Origin of the sequence: Chroogloeocystis siderophila 5.2 s.c.1 (genome assembly GCF_001904655.1) — a bacterium.
Classification (GTDB): Bacteria; Cyanobacteriota; Cyanobacteriia; order Cyanobacteriales; family Chroococcidiopsidaceae; genus Chroogloeocystis; species Chroogloeocystis siderophila.
Window position 1 is genome coordinate 97220 of sequence record NZ_MRCC01000018.1, and the last position, 16686, is coordinate 113905.

The 16686-nt window shown below is 45.5% G+C and carries 17 protein-coding genes, 1 tRNA gene and 1 other annotated feature; of the genes, 15 read left to right on the plus strand and 3 right to left on the minus strand.

Annotated features, from left to right (window positions below; translation table 11 throughout):
- Positions 1-51: 51 nt before the first annotated feature.
- From ftsY to argH, 3 genes are all read left to right on the plus strand, one after another.
- The gene (ftsY, locus tag NIES1031_RS19340; protein ID WP_073551109.1) at positions 52-1644 is read left to right on the plus strand and encodes a signal recognition particle-docking protein FtsY; all 1593 of its coding nucleotides are present in this window, start codon (positions 52-54) and stop codon (positions 1642-1644) included.
- Between the two features lie 385 nt (positions 1645-2029).
- On the plus strand, positions 2030-3433 hold the full coding sequence (locus tag NIES1031_RS19345; RefSeq protein ID WP_084544404.1) for a PP2C family protein-serine/threonine phosphatase: 1404 nt from the start codon (positions 2030-2032) through the stop codon (positions 3431-3433).
- Between the two features lie 338 nt (positions 3434-3771).
- Complete coding sequence (gene argH, locus NIES1031_RS19350) at positions 3772-5193, plus strand: argininosuccinate lyase (protein ID WP_073551125.1); 1422 nt, start codon at positions 3772-3774, stop codon at positions 5191-5193.
- A gap of 58 nt (positions 5194-5251) precedes the next feature.
- Here the strand turns inward: argH and NIES1031_RS24515 are convergent, their stop codons facing one another.
- The gene (locus tag NIES1031_RS24515; RefSeq protein ID WP_015187293.1) at positions 5252-5416 is read right to left on the minus strand and encodes a hypothetical protein; all 165 of its coding nucleotides are present in this window, start codon (positions 5414-5416) and stop codon (positions 5252-5254) included.
- A 559-nt stretch (positions 5417-5975) separates the two neighbouring features.
- Here NIES1031_RS24515 and NIES1031_RS19355 point away from each other — a divergent pair.
- Entirely contained in the window at positions 5976-6431 is a 456-nt protein-coding gene (locus NIES1031_RS19355; protein WP_073551111.1) for an NUDIX hydrolase, read from the plus strand.
- A gap of 94 nt (positions 6432-6525) precedes the next feature.
- Here the strand turns inward: NIES1031_RS19355 and NIES1031_RS19360 are convergent, their stop codons facing one another.
- Positions 6526-7311 carry a pantothenate kinase gene (locus NIES1031_RS19360; protein ID WP_073551112.1) on the minus strand — a complete coding sequence of 262 codons (786 nt, stop codon included), beginning with the start codon at positions 7309-7311 and terminating at the stop codon, positions 6526-6528.
- 187 nt (positions 7312-7498) lie between these two features.
- On the opposite strand from NIES1031_RS19360, the gene NIES1031_RS19365 reads away from it, so the two are divergent.
- The gene (locus NIES1031_RS19365; RefSeq protein ID WP_073551113.1) at positions 7499-9226 is read left to right on the plus strand and encodes a diflavin flavoprotein; all 1728 of its coding nucleotides are present in this window, start codon (positions 7499-7501) and stop codon (positions 9224-9226) included.
- A gap of 155 nt (positions 9227-9381) precedes the next feature.
- Complete coding sequence (locus tag NIES1031_RS19370) at positions 9382-11085, plus strand: diflavin flavoprotein (RefSeq protein WP_073551114.1); 1704 nt, start codon at positions 9382-9384, stop codon at positions 11083-11085.
- Positions 11086-11123: 38 nt separating this feature from the next.
- On the opposite strand, the gene NIES1031_RS19375 is transcribed toward NIES1031_RS19370, so the two are convergent.
- The gene (locus NIES1031_RS19375; protein WP_073551115.1) at positions 11124-11663 is read right to left on the minus strand and encodes a phycobiliprotein lyase; all 540 of its coding nucleotides are present in this window, start codon (positions 11661-11663) and stop codon (positions 11124-11126) included.
- A 175-nt stretch (positions 11664-11838) separates the two neighbouring features.
- Between NIES1031_RS19375 and NIES1031_RS23985 the strand changes: the two genes are divergently transcribed.
- The 9 genes from NIES1031_RS23985 to rplL all read left to right on the plus strand — a co-directional run bounded on the left by NIES1031_RS23985 (position 11839) and on the right by rplL (position 16356).
- Positions 11839-12042, plus strand: a complete 204-nt coding sequence (locus NIES1031_RS23985) for a hypothetical protein (RefSeq protein ID WP_143167826.1) — start codon at positions 11839-11841, stop codon at positions 12040-12042.
- Positions 12043-12230: 188 nt separating this feature from the next.
- Entirely contained in the window at positions 12231-12593 is a 363-nt protein-coding gene (rplS, locus tag NIES1031_RS19380; RefSeq protein ID WP_015187286.1) for a 50S ribosomal protein L19, read from the plus strand.
- Positions 12594-12688: 95 nt separating this feature from the next.
- Positions 12689-12761: transfer RNA gene (locus NIES1031_RS19385), tRNA-Trp, on the plus strand.
- Positions 12762-12978: 217 nt separating this feature from the next.
- The gene (gene secE / locus NIES1031_RS19390; protein WP_073551116.1) at positions 12979-13203 is read left to right on the plus strand and encodes a preprotein translocase subunit SecE; all 225 of its coding nucleotides are present in this window, start codon (positions 12979-12981) and stop codon (positions 13201-13203) included.
- Positions 13200-13835: a transcription termination/antitermination protein NusG gene (gene nusG, locus NIES1031_RS19395; protein WP_073551117.1), complete on the plus strand. Its 636-nt coding sequence runs from the start codon at positions 13200-13202 to the stop codon at positions 13833-13835. The genes secE and nusG overlap by 4 nt, the downstream gene beginning before the upstream one ends.
- Before the next feature lie 7 nt (positions 13836-13842).
- Positions 13843-14268, plus strand: a complete 426-nt coding sequence (gene rplK / locus NIES1031_RS19400) for a 50S ribosomal protein L11 (protein WP_015187283.1) — start codon at positions 13843-13845, stop codon at positions 14266-14268.
- Positions 14269-14368: 100 nt separating this feature from the next.
- The gene (rplA, locus tag NIES1031_RS19405) at positions 14369-15082 is read left to right on the plus strand and encodes a 50S ribosomal protein L1 (RefSeq protein WP_073551118.1); all 714 of its coding nucleotides are present in this window, start codon (positions 14369-14371) and stop codon (positions 15080-15082) included.
- 66 nt (positions 15083-15148) lie between these two features.
- Positions 15149-15320 (plus strand) — a sequence feature (ribosomal protein L10 leader region).
- A gap of 33 nt (positions 15321-15353) precedes the next feature.
- Positions 15354-15905, plus strand: a complete 552-nt coding sequence (gene rplJ / locus NIES1031_RS19410; RefSeq protein WP_073551119.1) for a 50S ribosomal protein L10 — start codon at positions 15354-15356, stop codon at positions 15903-15905.
- 52 nt (positions 15906-15957) lie between these two features.
- On the plus strand, positions 15958-16356 hold the full coding sequence (gene rplL / locus NIES1031_RS19415; RefSeq protein WP_015187280.1) for a 50S ribosomal protein L7/L12: 399 nt from the start codon (positions 15958-15960) through the stop codon (positions 16354-16356).
- Positions 16357-16686 lie beyond the last annotated feature (330 nt).

Below are 16686 nucleotides of genomic sequence, written 5' to 3' on the forward strand. Positions count from 1 at the left end.
ATCTCTGCTATTTAATAGATTAAGTCTTAGCTGGCAATTTACAGTAGTGCAATGGTTTTTAATTGGTTCCGTCGTCAATTTAGTAGTAATGAGCAAGCTGCTCCCGCAACCGAGGAACAGTCTACAGCTACACCACCTGTACCAGAACCGACACCTGAAGAAGAACAGCGCGAACCATTACAAGATTCAGCTGACTACTTAAGTTTTGCTAAAGCAGCTTACAAAAATATTCAACAAAGACAAGCGCAAACCCAATCTGTTGTTGAGCCAGCACAAGACGCAGCTACGACCAATGAAGAAACTTCAATCGAAGTAGTAGAATCAGAAACGACTTACTCGGAAGCAGAAACTTTGCCGAGTGAACCCATTACGACAGAAGATGAGCCACAACCTTCTGTAGTGCCAGAAAGCCTGCCAAGTGAACCCGTCACGACAGAAAATGAGCTCTTAATCAGTGACGAAATAACAGTAACTGACGCGACAACCGAATCTCTACCGTTTTGGGCGAGGGCAGAAGCTGAACGCCAAGCGCGACTAGAAAGACTCAAAGCAACAGCAATTGAGGAACCCGAATCAGTTTCTGCTACAGCAGCAGAAACTCCACAAGTCACAGACGAAGCACTATCAATTCCTGGTTTGGCATTTGATGAGGGTTTCTTGTGGTCAGCTGAAATTTTAGCCGCGCAAGGGCGTAAACCAGAAGATATTTCGATTGAAGAAATTACCTGGCTCAAAAAGCTACGCCAAGGTTTAGATAAGACTCGCCGTAATATTGTCAATCAACTCAAGGCGATTGTTGGGCAAGGACCACTCAACCAAGCAGCAGTACTAGAAATTGAAGCGCTACTATTGCAAGCAGACGTTGGTGTTGAAGCTACAGACTATGTAATTAACGCCCTACAAGAGCGAATTAAGCAAGAGGCATTACCCCCAGAAGTTGCGATCGCCTATCTCAAAGAAATTCTACGAGATATGCTCGATCAACCCTTAAAAGTGCATAAGGCTACATTTGCTCCCGAAAAAGACACGCTCAATATTTGGTTGATGACCGGAGTCAATGGTGCGGGTAAAACAACAACGATTGGTAAAATTGCGCATATTGCCCAAAAGTCCGGCTACAAATGTCTAATTGCTGCGGCGGATACTTTCCGCGCGGCGGCGGTCGAGCAAGTTAAAATTTGGGGTTCGCGTAGTGGCGTTGATGTGATTGCCAATCCAGGACAAAATACTGATCCTGCGGCGGTCGTATTTGATGCAATTACAGCTGCACAATCACGCAACATTGAATTACTTTTAGTTGATACTGCGGGACGACTCCAAAATAAGAAAAATCTCATGGACGAACTCAGTAAAATTCGTCGTATTGTTGATAAAAAAGCTCCCAACGCTAAAATTGAATCGCTACTTGTTCTCGATGCAACTTTGGGGCAAAACGGTTTACGTCAAGCGGAAGTTTTTGCCCAAGCGGCTCAACTGAGTGGTGTTGTCTTAACAAAACTCGATGGTACGGCGAAAGGAGGAGTTGCACTAGCGGTCGTACGGCAACTCAATCTCCCGATTCGCTTTATCGGTGCAGGTGAGGGAATTGAAGACTTACGCCCGTTTTCTAGCTACGAATTTGTGGAAGCACTGCTTAGTAGTTAATTTAGACACAAAATATCAAACGAGTTCAGCTGAAAATACATTTTTTCAGCTAAAATACTTCAACATTTCCAATTAAATAATCTTTATCTAAGGAAGAAAATAAAATTTGCTCTCAGCGTTATCCCCTACTGCTAAATTTACGCTTAGATGCTATAAGTGCAGCAGGCGGCAAGAGGCATAGTGCCAAGGGCAAATAGCACTTCTTTGCTAGAATCCAAACAAAAAACTAAAATAAAAAACCCTATTTTACCGTTGCTATCACCAGGCTACACACAAGGCTTTATACTTTCTAGCTTATGTAGCTGGCGATACCTTCTCATCACAAAACAAAATGATTTTTGCTGCCACTTGATGGATCAAATCCTCAGATAAGAGAATAACAATTGTGTCTGTGTCTCAATCTTCCTCGCAACCTACTGCTGACCGCAATAGCAACGCCAACACTGATAGCACTCCTATTTTGGCGCTTAAACAACTTGTAGCGCGTCTGCACAAAGAACAGCACAAGATCCACGATCTATTGAGTTCTCTTGGGTTCGCCCTGCGAAGCTTTAATAATCTCAATCAGTTTTTGGAACTCATTCCCCTGATGGCAACACGCGTAACAGATGCTGATGGCGGGGCATTAGTTTTATTTAAGCCTAACGGTCAAGTTCGCTTAGAACGACTTCATTGTCAAGATAGTCGTCAAAGTCAAAACATCCGCAAGGCGCTAGAAATGGCGATCAACGCGGTCACTGCTTCTTTAATGACCGCGCCGAAAATTGTTCCCGCAGCTGCGACGGCGGCTTTAGACGATCAAGTTAGCCGCTACCTGGGATCAGACATTCAACTATTTGGCACGACAATTTTTGTCAAACAATCCGAACGCGGGCGACTTTATGTCTTTAGCAGCAAACCCGAATACACCTGGACAGAAAATCGACAAAAGTTAGTCCGCTTAGTTGCTGATCAAACCGCAGTCGCCATTGAAAACGATGAATTGACAGCGGAACTGCGCAAAAAAGAACGCATGAATCGAGAATTGGAAATCGGTGCAGAAATTCAACTACGACTGCTACCCCGCCAGTGTCCAAAAATTGCGGGAATCGCTTTAGCCGCGCGCTGTCAACCAGCAAGTCATATCGGAGGAGATTATTATGATTTTATTCCTACCAACTGTCATCCTACTAGTGAAGCAAAGCTGAGTGGCGATACTCCGTGTCGTTGGGGAATTGTGATTGGAGATGTGATGGGAAAAGGTGTTCCCGCAGGTTTATTGATGACGATGACACAGGGAATATTACGTGCAGAAGTTCCTAACGGTAATTCACCAGCCCAGATTCTCCAAAAATTAAATCAGGTCATCTATGCGCATTTAGAAAATTCGCACCGTTTTATCACTTTATTTTGCTCTGCCTACGATCCCCAAACTCAAACGCTGTATTACAGTAATGCTGCTCACAACCCACCATTGCTTTGGCAAGCCGCAACAGGAAATGTCAAACGCTTGGATACGTGGGGAATGCTGATTGGGTTAGATGCACAAAGTCAGTATGAAGACGCCCATATTCAACTGCATCCAGGAGATACGATTATTTACTACACTGATGGTTTTACTGATGCAGCGAATCAAAGCGGCGATCGCTTCGATGAAGAAAACCTCATTCGTCACTTCTACTGGGCTTGTCAGCACTGTCAAGAACCGCAAGCCATCCTTGAATATCTGTTTGAGCAAGTGTATCGCTTTACTGGCTCTGCAAACCAAAATAAAGATGACATGACACTTGTTGTCTTGCAGGCAAATTAAGAGGTCAGGATTTTACAATTGGGGTTACAACTGTTGGTGTTTTAAGCTTAGCGAATAAATTCGTAGCTAAACAAGCAGAATCTAGATCGTGCGTGGACTACGCTCAAAACTTGAATCCTTTAGTGTGCGTCGTCAACTTTGTTTGGGTAGCGCTGAAGGAAGTCGTACGGCTTTTTTCTCGCTGATCTCCGATCCCTGACCTCCGACCTCTCCTAAATTGTGCGCAAACAGCAGATTTGGTAACAGCGATTTAAAATTAATTACTCATATCATTTAATTTGCCGTCAAAATCTTGCTTTGATGGGAATTGACTTTGAGTGAAGGAACGTAAATTAGCTGTGAATCAACAACAAACATGGAGTCAGCGATTTGAATCAGCGCTACACCCTGCGATCGCTCGCTTCAATGCGAGTATCAACTTTGATATTGAATTAATCGAATACGACATCACTGGTTCGATCGCCCACGCAAAAATGCTCGGACATACAGGGATCGTCACACCCGAAGAAGCCGTGCAACTGGCTACAGGTTTAGAACAAATTCGTCAAGAATATCGACAAGGAAAATTTACACCAGGAATCGATGCGGAAGACGTTCATTTTGCCGTCGAACGGCGCTTAACCGAAATTGTTGGCGATGTCGGTAAAAAACTTCACACCGCGCGATCACGTAACGATCAAGTCGGGACTGATATTCGGCTTTATCTGCGCGACCAAATTTACCAAATCCGCCAAGCTATCCGCGAATTTCAAGGCGTTCTTCTCGATTTAGCCGAAACAAATATTCAAACGCTGATCCCTGGCTACACGCACCTACAACGCGCCCAACCTGTGAGTTTAGCGCATCACCTCATGGCATACTTTCAAATGGCACAACGCGACTGGGAACGCTTAGGAGACGTTTATCAGCGCGTCAATATCTCGCCTTTGGGAAGTGGCGCTTTAGCTGGTACCACTTTCCCGATTGATCGACATTACACTGCCAAAATCTTGCAATTTGAAAAGATTTATGCTAACAGCATGGACGCAGTGAGCGATCGCGACTTTGCCATCGAATTTCTGGCTAGCGCAAGTATCATCATGGTTCACCTCAGCCGCCTTTCAGAAGAAGTGATTCTGTGGTCATCGCAAGAATTTAGCTTTGTCAAGCTTAAAGATAGCTGCGCCACAGGTTCGAGCATTATGCCACAAAAGAAAAACCCCGATGTGCCAGAACTGGTACGGGGCAAAACGGGGAGAGTATGCGGTCATCTCCAAGCACTACTTGTTTTAATGAAAGGTTTACCCTTGGCTTATAACAAAGACTTGCAAGAAGACAAGGAAGCCATTTTTGATAGCGTCCATACGGTCAAGGCTTGTCTAGAAGCGATGACAATTCTGCTACGGGAGGGATTAGAATTTTCTACCCCGCGCCTATCCGCAGCAGTCGCCGAAGATTTTTCTAACGCAACTGATGTTGCAGATTATTTAGCAGCACGCGGAGTTCCTTTCCGCGAAGCCTACAACCTGGTTGGAAAAGTTGTCAAAACTTGCATTGCGGCGGGAAAACTCCTCAAAGATTTGAGCTTAGAGGAGTGGAAAGCTTTACATCCTGCCTTTGAGCAAGATATTTATCAAGCAATCGCTCCTCAACAGGTCGTTGCCGCGCGTAACAGCTACGGTGGAACCGGCTTTGAACAAGTAAGCCAAGCAGTTACTGCTGCTCGTCAGCTATTGATTGCGGAGCATACCTCCCCAACCACTGCTACTTCGTCAAATTAGCGCCGAGTTATTTGAATGGTTACTGCCGGATAAAGCCTTAACAAGTGAGGTTAAACGCTTATGTGTCGGCTGCTGCTGCTGTATCTTCTTCCTCTCGTTGCTGCTGCGGATTTTGCTGATATCTTCTCTGGAAACGCCCTGTAGTTGTTCTCTTACGAAACTTTCGGGCGTACGCCTGATTCCGTAGCGCCTTTTCTTTTTTTGGGTTACGGCGCTTAGCCATGTTCACCTCGATGAATAAACAACAATTTGAGCCTCTAAAATTTTTAGAGAGGCAATATAAGCTACCAATAATAAACGGTACACCTCCAGCCTAGCGAATTTAACTTGATAGTCGCACGCCTCGACTCGGAAAGTATGCTGGTTACTGGCAGCCACACATCAGCCTGTGTGATACACAAGTTTCTGACAGTAGAATTGAGTTACCTTATTGCTAGGCTATGCTGTCATAAACTGAGCATTAAGATTAGACAATAAGCCAATTACTAAGTCAAACGACTATTATGCCACTTTAGGGTTCATTATAAGCTAAGTTACATTTCTCTTGGGCAAGCGGCTGTGCTTAGCGCTATCGCTTTTAGTATTAGGTGCTACCATGAACACTAGCTCAATGCTCAGGATGCTAGTTAATTTTTGAACAATTTCTAAAGTACTAAAAAAGTACTAAAGTAGAGCGCCGATACCCTAAAAACGCTATCTGATGATATTACTGACGGCAGTTTATTACAAAAATTGTAAGGTTGAATAATATTAGTCTTTCTCGCGTTCCAGCTTTTCGCTATATGAGCCGTTTGTGGCAAATTGGTCAAACCATCTTAGGAATTATCTTTCGGCATCCAATTCCTGGGACTAGCATTATTCCAATTCTGCCTGATGGTCAGATCGTTTTGGTTCGCCGCCGTGATAATGGCAAATGGTCTCTACCAGGAGGTATGGTGGACTGGGGAGAAGATATTCCGACAGCCGTGCGTCGAGAATTAGCCGAGGAAACAGGACTTGAACTTGTTAAAATTCGCCGCTTGGTTGGAGTGTATTCTGCACCCGATCGCGATCCGCGCGTACATTCTATTTGCGTGTTGGTAGAAGCCGAAGTGAAAGGCGAAATGAAAATTCGCGATTCTTTAGAAGTGATCGACATCAAAGCTTTTCCACCGACATCGTTACCGCCTGGTGAACTTTCACACGACCACACGCAGCAACTACAAGATTATTTTGCTGGGTTGACTACTGTAGCCTAAGAAGGGATGAAGAGTGAGTGGCTAGTGATGAGTGGTGAGTTATGTAAAACACTATTCTTCCTCTGCTTCCTATGCCACTTTACACCCTCGATGCTTATTCTTCTAGGCTTGCCCAGTAACAGCATATTCCTTGAAAAATTAAATGTGGGGCGGAAGTGATCTTTGCGGCGATGTCTGGGTGTTGCAATTGAAAACAATTGAGAATTAAAGTGCGATCGCCTCCTGTTATCGCAACACAACTCGCGGGAAATTCTTGCCACCACGCATTAACAAAGTCTTTGATTCCAGCTATCAGTGTATACATGACCCCGCTTTGAATTGATGTAGGCGTACTTAAACCCCAGCGCGGTGAAAGTAATTCTTGAGGATCGACAAGCGGTAATCCAGCAGTTCGTTCGCCTAGGGCTTGAAATTGTAAGCGAACACCAGGAAGAATCGCACCACCAACGAGCGTGCGATCGCCGTTTGCACCCGTGAAAGTTAACGCAGTTCCAGCATCAATAACGAGCGCAGGGAAACCCCATGTTGCGCCTGCGCCCCATAAAGCTAAGGCACGATCAATTCCCAATGTCGGATAAACTCCTTGTAGTGGAACTTGCGCTAATGTTATTTCGTGAAGATTGGGATATGTTCGCCAAATTGCCGTTTGGCTGGGAACAACTGAAGCTATGTAAATAGGTGGTGAGGTGATATTAATCGCTCTAGGAGCTAAAATTTCTTGAGAAAAATCGGTAATATCATGACAGCTTGCGAGTTTTTGCACAATTGATGCAGGTAAATACGCAGTATCCCAAGCTGCTTGCAGCCTTTCTGCATTAAACCATGCCCAGTGCAATCGCGAATTACCAATAACTAATGCTAGCCAGTGCGATTTACTCATACATCAATCGCGATTCTTAAATCTTTTGCTAGCAGCTACATTGTACGGATAAGGCATTGCTTTACCCCTTGAAACACTTTTAGTTTTTTAAACTGAAATATAAATTTATTAATAAACCTTTACAAAAAAAGCATGAGACAATAAAACTAGATAAAAAAAAGTTATAAGTTGCGCAGGAGGCTGACGAATGGTAGTGCTCACCGATAAAGCTCAGAATCGGCTTACAATGCAAACTGCCGACATTGCTCCCAATACAACCGCAATTCGCTCGCTCGACTGGGATCGTGATCGCTTTGATATTGAGTTTGGCTTGCAAAATGGCACAACATACAACTCATTTATCATTCGAGGTGAGCAGACGGCTTTAGTCGATACCTCTCATGAGAAATTTCGCCAACTTTATTTAGACACGCTGCGTCATGTCATTGACCCAGCAGAAATTGACTATATCATTATTAGCCACACAGAACCGGATCATAGCGGCTTAGTCAAAGACGTATTACAGCTTGTTCCCAAAGCAACAGTCGTAGGCTCAAAAGTCGCGCTTCAGTTTCTCGAAGACATGGTGCATCAGCCGTTTAAGCGGCAAATTGTGAAAAATGGCGATCGCTTAGATTTAGGGAACGGGCATGACTTAGAGTTCATCAGTGCCCCGAATTTGCACTGGCCTGATACGATGTTCACTTATGATCGCAAAACGCAAGTTCTCTACACATGTGATGCCTTTGGGTTGCACTATTGCGACGATTATACCTTTGATGAAGACCTCGGCGCGATCGAAGCTGATTTCCGTTTTTATTACGACTGCTTAATGGCTCCAAATGCACGTTCAGTGTTATCTGCACTCAAACGGATGGGCGAACTAGGCAAAGTGACCACGATCGCAACAGGTCACGGTCCACTACTGTATCACAATGTCGAAGAACTGACGCGCCGTTACCGTGTCTGGAGTCAATCGCAAGCCAAAGCAGAAACAACCGTTGCAGTTTGTTATACTTCCGATTATGGATACAGCGATCGCCTGGCGCAAGCCATTGCCCAAGGAATTACAAAGACAGGCGTTGCTGTCGAAACTGTAGATCTCCGATCCGCAGATCTGCAAGAAGTTCAAGAACTCATCAACCGGGTATCAGGAATCGTCATCGGAATGCCACCCGCATCAGGAGATGCGGCAAAATCTACCCAGACAGTGCTAAGTACAGTTCTAGCAGCCGCCAAAGCGAAGCAAGCAGTCGGTATTTTTGAATCGGGTGGTGCTGATGATGAACCAGTTTACCCGTTACTAAACAAATTCCGCGATTTAGGACTTTCAATTGCTTTTCCCGCAATTCAAATTAGAGAAGCACCCACCGAAGCAACCTACAAGCGGTGTGAAGAAGCAGGAACTGACTTAGGACAATGGCTAACGCGTGATCGCAGCATCAAAGTTATGAAATCTTTAGATGCCGATCTCGACAAAGCTTTAGGTAGAATCAGCGGTGGACTTTACATCATCACTGCTAAAAAAGGCGACGCATCAAGCGCAATGTTGGCGTCGTGGGTAACACAAGCAAGTTTCAAGCCCCTGGGAGTGACAATTGCAGTTGCGAAAGACCGCGCGATTGAATCGTTAATGCAAGTCGGTGATCGCTTTGTGCTCAATGTCTTAGAAGAAGGCAATCACCTGCACTTAATGAAACACTTCCTCAAGCGTTTCTCGCCTGGTGCCGATCGTTTCGAGGGCGTTAAAACCCAACCTTCCCAAAATGGCGCGCCAATTCTTACCGAAGCGCTAGCTTACATGGAGTGCGAAGTCACAAGCCGGATGGAACTAAGCGATCACCACATCGTTTATGCCACCATCGAAACCGGTAGAGTCAGCAATCCCGAAGCCCTCACCGCCGTTCACCATCGCAAAGTCGGAAACCACTACTAAGGGGCGAGGAGTGAGGGGCTAGTGATAGTAAAAGAGAAGTTCTATAGTAGTATTTCTCCCCTGCACCTCAGATCTCCTCTGCACCCTCTGCTCTAAAAACCTTGACCTCCGAACCGTAGGTCTGCGCCAGCGCCCTCCAACCCCTCATCTGACTTATGGAATCAAAGCCACGCGACGTACAGTTTTTTCCCGTTGGTATCGATACCACCGTGCTGCGATCGCGCAGTTGGACGCGGTTACGATTTGAAATTGAATATGCCTTGGCGCGCGGTACGACTGCTAACTGTTACATCATTCAAAGCGATCGGCTAGCAATTATCGATCCTCCTGGAGAAACTTTTACCCAAATTTATTTAGCAGCTTTACAGCAGCGCATTGATTTACAAAAGCTTGATTACGTCATTCTCGGACACGTTAACCCTAACCGTGCTGCAACGTTAAAAGCGCTACTAAAAATTGCCCCACACATTACCTTTGTCTGCTCTAACCCTGGTGCAATCAATCTCCGTAGCGCACTAGAACACCCTGATCTACAAATTATGGTGATGCGCGGCGAGGAAACGCTAGATTTAGGCAAAGGTCATCATCTGCAATTTATTCCTACTCCTAACCCGCGCTATCCTGATCATCTTTGTACCTACGATCCTCTCACAGAAATTCTTTACACAGATAAGTTATTCGGCGCGCATATTTGCGGTGACCAAGTATTTGATGAAGGCTGGGAAAGTTTCCAAGAAGATCGGCACTACTACTTTGATTGCTTAATGGCACCGCACGCGCGTCAAGTAGAAACCGCACTCGATAAGCTTGCCGATTTTCCCGTAAGAATGTACGCGACAGCACACGGTCCATTAGTGCGTTATGGACTGTTACAACTCACCGAAGCTTACCGACAGCGGAGTCAGCAGCAGACGTCTCAAGAGACAATTGTCGCTTTGATTTATGCTTCAGCTTATGGAAATACGGCAACATTAGCACAGGCGATCGCGCGTGGTATCACCAAAGCAGGTGTTGCGGTCGAATCGATTAACTGTGAATTTGCCACTCCTGAAGAGATTCGCACTGCGGTAGAAAAATCTGCCGGATTTATCATTGGTTCACCTACGCTTGGCGGTCATGCACCGACTCCTATTCAAACCGCTTTAGGCATCGTCCTCTCGACTGCTACTAACAATAAATTAGCTGGCGTGTTTGGTTCTTACGGCTGGAGTGGTGAAGCGATTGATTTAATCGAGAGTAAACTCAAAGATGCTGGTTATCGGTTTGGATTTGACACGATGCGCGTCAAGTTTAAACCTACTGATGTCACTCTCCAACTGTGCGAAGAAGCAGGGACTGACTTTGCTCAAAGCTTGAAAAAAGCCAAAAAAGTCCGCGCCCCGCGACAACCAGCTACCAGTGTTGAACAAGCCGTTGGGCGAGTGGTTGGTTCGCTAAGTGTAGTCACAACTAAACAGGGAGATGTTTCGAGTGCAATGCTGGCGTCATGGGTCTCTCAAGCGACTTTTAACCCACCAGGATTGACTGTAGCTGTTGCGAAAGACCGTGCGATTGAATCACTTATGCACACTGGTAACAAATTTGTACTAAACATACTCGCTGAAGGTAAGCAACTACGCAAGCACTTCATGAAGCCTTTTGCGCCTGGAGAAGACCGCTTCAGTGGTGTAGCAACTCAGAGTGCAGATAATGGCTGTCCTATTCTCTCCGACGCGTTGGCGTATCTAGAGTGCTCAATCCAAAATCGCATGGAAGCAGGCGATCATTGGATAGTTTATGCAAGTGTTGATAACGGTAAAGTTCTCGCTCCTGATGGAGTTACTGCGGTTCACCATCGTAAGTCAGGAAACCATTACTAGAGGCAAACAGAACCAGAGGAAGCAGAACTCACCCCTTCCTACTGTCTCTTTTCTAAATACTGACCAATCATCTGCTGTTCGCCTGCACGAGAGATGATGGTTTGCCGAGTGCGGTAATTGTTACCAATCAGCTTCAATTCTTCTTCAAAAACAGAACCTTTGTATTTTGTACGCAGACACATCGTTTGTGGATTGGAGAAATAATACTCAGCCGTTACTGGCTTTGTTGTGGCAAAACCGCGATCGCGATACAACGTTGTCCCCCCTACACCAAAAAGGGTCGCGCCCTTAGACTCTTTTTTTCCTGATACTGAATTCGTACTCTCCCAACTCACTTCTGCTCCACAAGTTAAAATGGCAGCGTCATCGAGTTGGTGTAGTTGAGCAAGTTGTTCGAGTTCAGGACACCCTGGCGCTAAAAAGCAAATGGTAATCATACTGACCATTTCTTTAGTTTCGCCGTCGGGCAAAGTATAGTATCGCCTTTCTGAGCGCCATTTCCCAGCAGAGCGTCTGAAAAATTCCGCAGCTAGTAGCGAAGCTTCTGTGTTTGGGGTCAGTTGTCGCGGTGATGTCACTATCAGCAAGCCTCATGGAAAGTTAAAGCAACAGAGGGTATCAAACGATTAATTGCAATACCTTGTTACTATTTTTAATACTGTAAATTCTACCTAATAATATAGCGACAAAAAGAAGAACTGTGTCATTTTTTTACAAAATCAAGCAAGATAAAGCGAAGTTTTTAAGAAGGCAATGCTTTGTAACGCAGCACCATATTTTTGGCATAATGTGTCGGGAGATGCAGATTATCTTGTTGCTCGAATTCAGACACTGCAAACATTGAAAGCAGTGAGAAGAGTTATTTTCTACTATGGTGTCAAAACCTTCTGCTATGCGGAACAGAAGTATGATTTGCCCCCTCGCCCCCCAGAATTGGGGGAAACCAAATTCTTTTAAAGTCCCCCAAGTGTGAGGGATTTAGGGGGCTTACTAAGAGTGCAGCTACTTAACGATTCATCCATCGATTAGGCAATGCCCTTCTGTAATAGCCGAATTTAATCATCTGACACGAACTATCGCTCGATCACTAGACTCAAACATAAATTTCGAGCTAATATGGATGATTGTGAGTTTTTCATAAGGCTATGAACGCGCAAGAAATCATCCGCTCGATCGAAGCGGAGCAATTGAAGTCGGATGTACCCGATATCTATGTCGGCGATACGGTTAGGGTGGGAGTCGTGATTCAAGAGGGTGGCAAGGAACGTACCCAACCTTACGAAGGGATAGTCATTGCTAAACGCAATGGCGGAATTAACGAGACAATAACTGTCCGGCGAATCTTTCAAGGAGTAGGTGTAGAGCGAGTGTTTCTTTTACATTCACCGCGTGTTGCAAGCATCAAGGTGCTACGTCGTGGTAAAGTACGTCGCGCCAAGTTATACTACTTACGCGATCGCGTTGGTAAAGCGACTCGCGTCAAACAACGGTTCGACCGTGCTTTGTAGATAGCAGCAAGTTTGAATTCAAGTCACAATTTTGTGCATTCGGACTCAAATTGCGTTACACTATAAGCTTAGTGGCTATAGCTACAGTAAATTGTGCGCTCTTAGTTCAGTTGGTAGAACGCAGGTCTCCAAAACCTGATGTCGGGGGTTCAAGTCCTCCAGGGCGCGCTACGCAGGATCTACCCCTGCTAGGTGTAGCACATTTATCCTTATGCAGAACCCGAAAGCAGTATTCAGTGCTATTCTAGCGCCAAGAAGCATAACTTTCGGGTAAAATTATTTTAGTAAGTATGACTAAGAGCGTCTCGCGAAGCAGACAATTGTAGTGTTTGTAATTGCAGGAATTCGTGTCATAGCTGCATTGTGATGAGGGAGACGATTGCTCGTGAACAAGAAAAACGAAGTCGAAGTCCAAGAATCCAAAAATAAAGGCAATCTTGGCAGCTTCTTTCGTGGAACCAAAGAAGAATTCGACAAAGTTGTATGGCCTAGCAGACAGCAACTTGTCAGCGAATCAGCCGCTGTATTGTCGATGGTAGTCTTATCCGCGACTTTTATTTATCTGGTTAATGGCTTCTTTGCTTGGGCAGCAGGACAGGTGTTTCGATGACATTAGAAGACGAACGAGGTAATTCCAATCAAGTTCAGGATACAGAAGCGACAGAAAATTCGCCTAATATCCCGACGCGTTGGTATGCAGTTCAAGTTGCTTCGGGATGTGAAAAAAGAGTCAAAGCAGATATTGAGCGACGAGCGCAAACTTTTGACGTTGCCGAGCGGATTGCTCGCGTCGAAATTCCGCAAACCCCCGCAGTCAAAATCCGCAAAGACGGTAGCAGACAGCATACCGAAGAAAAAGTGTTTCCTGGCTACGTACTCGTCAAGATGGCAATGGACGATGACACTTGGCAGGTTGTCAAGAATACACCTCACGTCATCAACTTTGTCGGCGCGGAGCAAAGAAAAGGTACGGGTAGAGGACGCGGTCACGTTAAACCAGTAGCGCTGAGTCATACCGAAGTCGAACGGATATTTAAACAGACAACTGAGCAAGAGCCAGTCGTTAAAATCGATATGGCAGCTGGCGATAAAATTATCGTGCTTTCAGGTCCATTTAAAGACTTTGAGGGTGAAGTGGTTGAAGTCAGTCCAGAACGGAGTAAGCTAAAAGCGCTACTTTCAATCTTTGGACGAGACACGCCAGTTGAATTGGAGTTTAATCAGGTTCAGAAACAAGGCTAACGAGAGAATGGCAAAAAAAGTTGTTGCGGTCATTAAGCTGGCTCTGACCGCAGGAAAAGCAAACCCAGCACCTCCGGTGGGTCCAGCGCTTGGTCAGCATGGCGTCAATATCATGATGTTCTGCAAAGAATACAATGCCAGAACCGCAGATCAAGCCGGAATGGTCATCCCAGTTGAAATTTCGGTTTATGAAGACCGTAGTTTCACATTTGTACTCAAGACGCCACCAGCTTCAGTATTGATTAGCAAAGCTGCTGGTATCGAGCGAGGCTCAAACGAACCAAACAAAAAGAAAGTTGGTAAGATCAGCCGCGCACAATTGCAAGAAATTGCCCAAACAAAAATGCCAGACCTCAACGCAAATGATATTGAGGCGGCAATGAAAATCGTTGCCGGAACTGCCCGCAATATGGGTGTGACCGTAGTAGATTAATTGCTAGAATTAATTTTCTAGCATTACAACTAAAACTTTTAATGTACACGTATAGCGGGGGAGAAGCAAAACTTCGTTAGTTGACCCCAAGGGAGAAAAAATGGCGAAAAAAGAATCTCGCCGGATGCAAGAACTGCGAAAAAAAGTTGAAGATAGACCTTATCAACCTTTAGAGGCGCTGAGCTTATTAAAAGAAACTGCGACAGCGAAGTTTACCGAAGCCGCAGAAGCTCATATCCGCCTAGGAATTGACCCTAAATATACTGACCAGCAACTACGGACGACAGTAGCGCTGCCTAAAGGTACGGGGCAAGTTGTACGGGTAGCGGTAATTGCACGAGGCGAAAAAGTTACTGAAGCAACCAATGCGGGTGCGGATGTCGTTGGTTCGGAAGAACTGATTGATGAGATTCAACAAGGTCGCATGGACTTTGATCGGTTAATTGCGACACCTGATGTGATGCCGCAGGTAGCAAGACTTGGAAGACTTCTAGGTCCGCGTGGCTTGATGCCTTCCCCTAAAGGTGGGACTGTGACTTTTGACGTGACACAAGCGATCGCCGATTTCAAAGCAGGTAAATTAGAGTTTCGTGCCGATCGCACAGGAATCGTTCATGTTATGTTTGGTAAGGCGTCCTTCTCACCAGAAGATTTATTGGTGAATCTTAAGGCTTTGCAAGAGACTATTGACCGCAATCGTCCTTCAGGTGCCAAAGGTCGTTACTGGCGGACAATGTTCGTATCGGCAACAATGGGACCATCAATCCAAGTGGATATCAATGCCCTGCGCGATATGAAATCTGAAGCTGCTTGATGAGAGATCCGAGGTTAGAGGTCAGAGAATGTTCATGTAAGAGTTAGCATAAATCCCTGACCCCTTCAAATTAAATAGACAAAGCCAGAGACAGCAGGAGCTTTCAAAGCTTAATACCCTGCCGAGGTTTGTAACTCAATTGCTCGAATGTCACTTATGTGAACAACAAAGTGGCATGGCAGCAGAGGTATAACCTGCTGAACCCTGGCTGATAAAGCTGGGGTTTTTGCTTTGAGTATCGGCACGCACAAGTTAAGGAGGTGAGACAAAGATGGGTAGAACGCTAGAAAACAAGCAAGAAATTGTTGCTGAACTTAAGGAAAGTTTGAGTCAGTCACAGTTAGCGCTTGTTATAGATTACCAAGGACTTACGGTTGCTGAGATTACCGATCTGCGGCGGCGGTTGCGTCCTACAGGCACAACGTGCAAAGTGACCAAGAATACCTTCATGGGTATTGCGATCGATGGTCAGGAAAACTGGCAACCGATGTCAGAATTGCTCCAAGGTGCTTCTGCTTTTTTACTAGTCAAAGAAGACGTTAGTGGTGCAATTAAGGCGTATCAAGACTTCCAAAAAGCCAGCAAAAAAACGCAACTGCGTGGCGGTGTTATGGAAGGTCGGGTACTGAAAGAGCCTGATATCAAAGCACTTGCAGACCTGCCATCAAAAGAACAGCTTATTGCTCAAATTGCTGGAGCAATTAATGCGCTAGCAACCAAGATTGCTGTGGGAATCAACGAAGTTCCTGCTGCGCTGGGTCGCAGTATCCAAGCAGTCTCAGAAAAAGACCAAAATGATGGTGCGCAAAGCGATGCTGCATAGCTAGAGCTTATTGCGTTTTGTGGAAACAACTAAACATTACAGGAGTTAATCAATGTCTGCTGCAACCGATCAAATTTTAGAACAACTCAAATCTTTAACTCTGCTAGAAGCTGCTGAGTTAGTCAAGCAAATTGAAGAAGCTTTTGGTGTCAGCGCTGCTGCGCCTGCTGGTGGAATGATGATGATGGCTGCGCCTGGTGCTGCTGCGGCTGCACCTGCGGAGGAAGTCGAAGAACAGACCGAGTTTGACGTCATTCTGGATGAAGTACCTGCGGATAAGAAGATTGCAGTTCTTAAAGTCGTACGTACATTAACTGGTTTAGGTCTAAAAGAAGCCAAAGACTTGGTAGAATCTACACCCAAGCCAGTGAAAGAAGCTATTGCCAAAGATGCGGCTGAAGACGCGAAGAAGCAGCTTGAAGAAGCAGGTGCTAAAGTTACTGTCAAGTAATTAATCTGATCGACTCTAGCCTCTTCTTAGTTTCTCCCAAAATTGAGCCATGGTGTACACACAAGTCTAGACTGGGGTCGCTCCAAGCTTTTTCGCCCCCTTGCATCCCCACCTGTGGGGGACTTTGAAGTAGAACTGGCTCGGAAGTCCCCCAAATTGGGGAGCCAGTGTCGTGCGGGAGGTCAGTTGCGTGCGGAGGTGTCCTCCGTTGAGCAAACCGACCGTAAGATGTCCTTGCCCTGAGGAGCGGATTCGTTGCGGGGGTTTACCCCCAACCCCCTGGGATTATGCAGGGCTGATACATTGACAGAAGGAAAAAAGCCTTTGGAG

What these genes read in the sequence shown, in the direction of transcription:
- rplS (WP_015187286.1), top strand. Translation starts at nt 12,231, where the DNA reads ATGAACGCGCAAGAAATCATCCGCTCGATCGAAGCGGAGCAATTGAAG.
- NIES1031_RS19365 (WP_073551113.1), top strand. Translation starts at nt 7,499, where the DNA reads ATGGTAGTGCTCACCGATAAAGCTCAGAATCGGCTTACAATGCAAACT.
- rplA (WP_073551118.1), top strand. Translation starts at nt 14,369, where the DNA reads ATGGCGAAAAAAGAATCTCGCCGGATGCAAGAACTGCGAAAAAAAGTT.
- NIES1031_RS23985 (WP_143167826.1), top strand. Translation starts at nt 11,839, where the DNA reads ATGCTTTGTAACGCAGCACCATATTTTTGGCATAATGTGTCGGGAGAT.
- nusG (WP_073551117.1), top strand. Translation starts at nt 13,200, where the DNA reads ATGACATTAGAAGACGAACGAGGTAATTCCAATCAAGTTCAGGATACA.
- ftsY (WP_073551109.1), top strand. Translation starts at nt 52, where the DNA reads ATGGTTTTTAATTGGTTCCGTCGTCAATTTAGTAGTAATGAGCAAGCT.
- NIES1031_RS19355 (WP_073551111.1), top strand. Translation starts at nt 5,976, where the DNA reads ATGAGCCGTTTGTGGCAAATTGGTCAAACCATCTTAGGAATTATCTTT.
- NIES1031_RS19360 (WP_073551112.1), bottom strand. Translation starts at nt 7,311, where the DNA reads ATGAGTAAATCGCACTGGCTAGCATTAGTTATTGGTAATTCGCGATTG.
- NIES1031_RS24515 (WP_015187293.1), bottom strand. Translation starts at nt 5,416, where the DNA reads ATGGCTAAGCGCCGTAACCCAAAAAAAGAAAAGGCGCTACGGAATCAG.
- rplJ (WP_073551119.1), top strand. Translation starts at nt 15,354, where the DNA reads ATGGGTAGAACGCTAGAAAACAAGCAAGAAATTGTTGCTGAACTTAAG.
- NIES1031_RS19370 (WP_073551114.1), top strand. Translation starts at nt 9,382, where the DNA reads ATGGAATCAAAGCCACGCGACGTACAGTTTTTTCCCGTTGGTATCGAT.
- rplL (WP_015187280.1), top strand. Translation starts at nt 15,958, where the DNA reads ATGTCTGCTGCAACCGATCAAATTTTAGAACAACTCAAATCTTTAACT.
- rplK (WP_015187283.1), top strand. Translation starts at nt 13,843, where the DNA reads ATGGCAAAAAAAGTTGTTGCGGTCATTAAGCTGGCTCTGACCGCAGGA.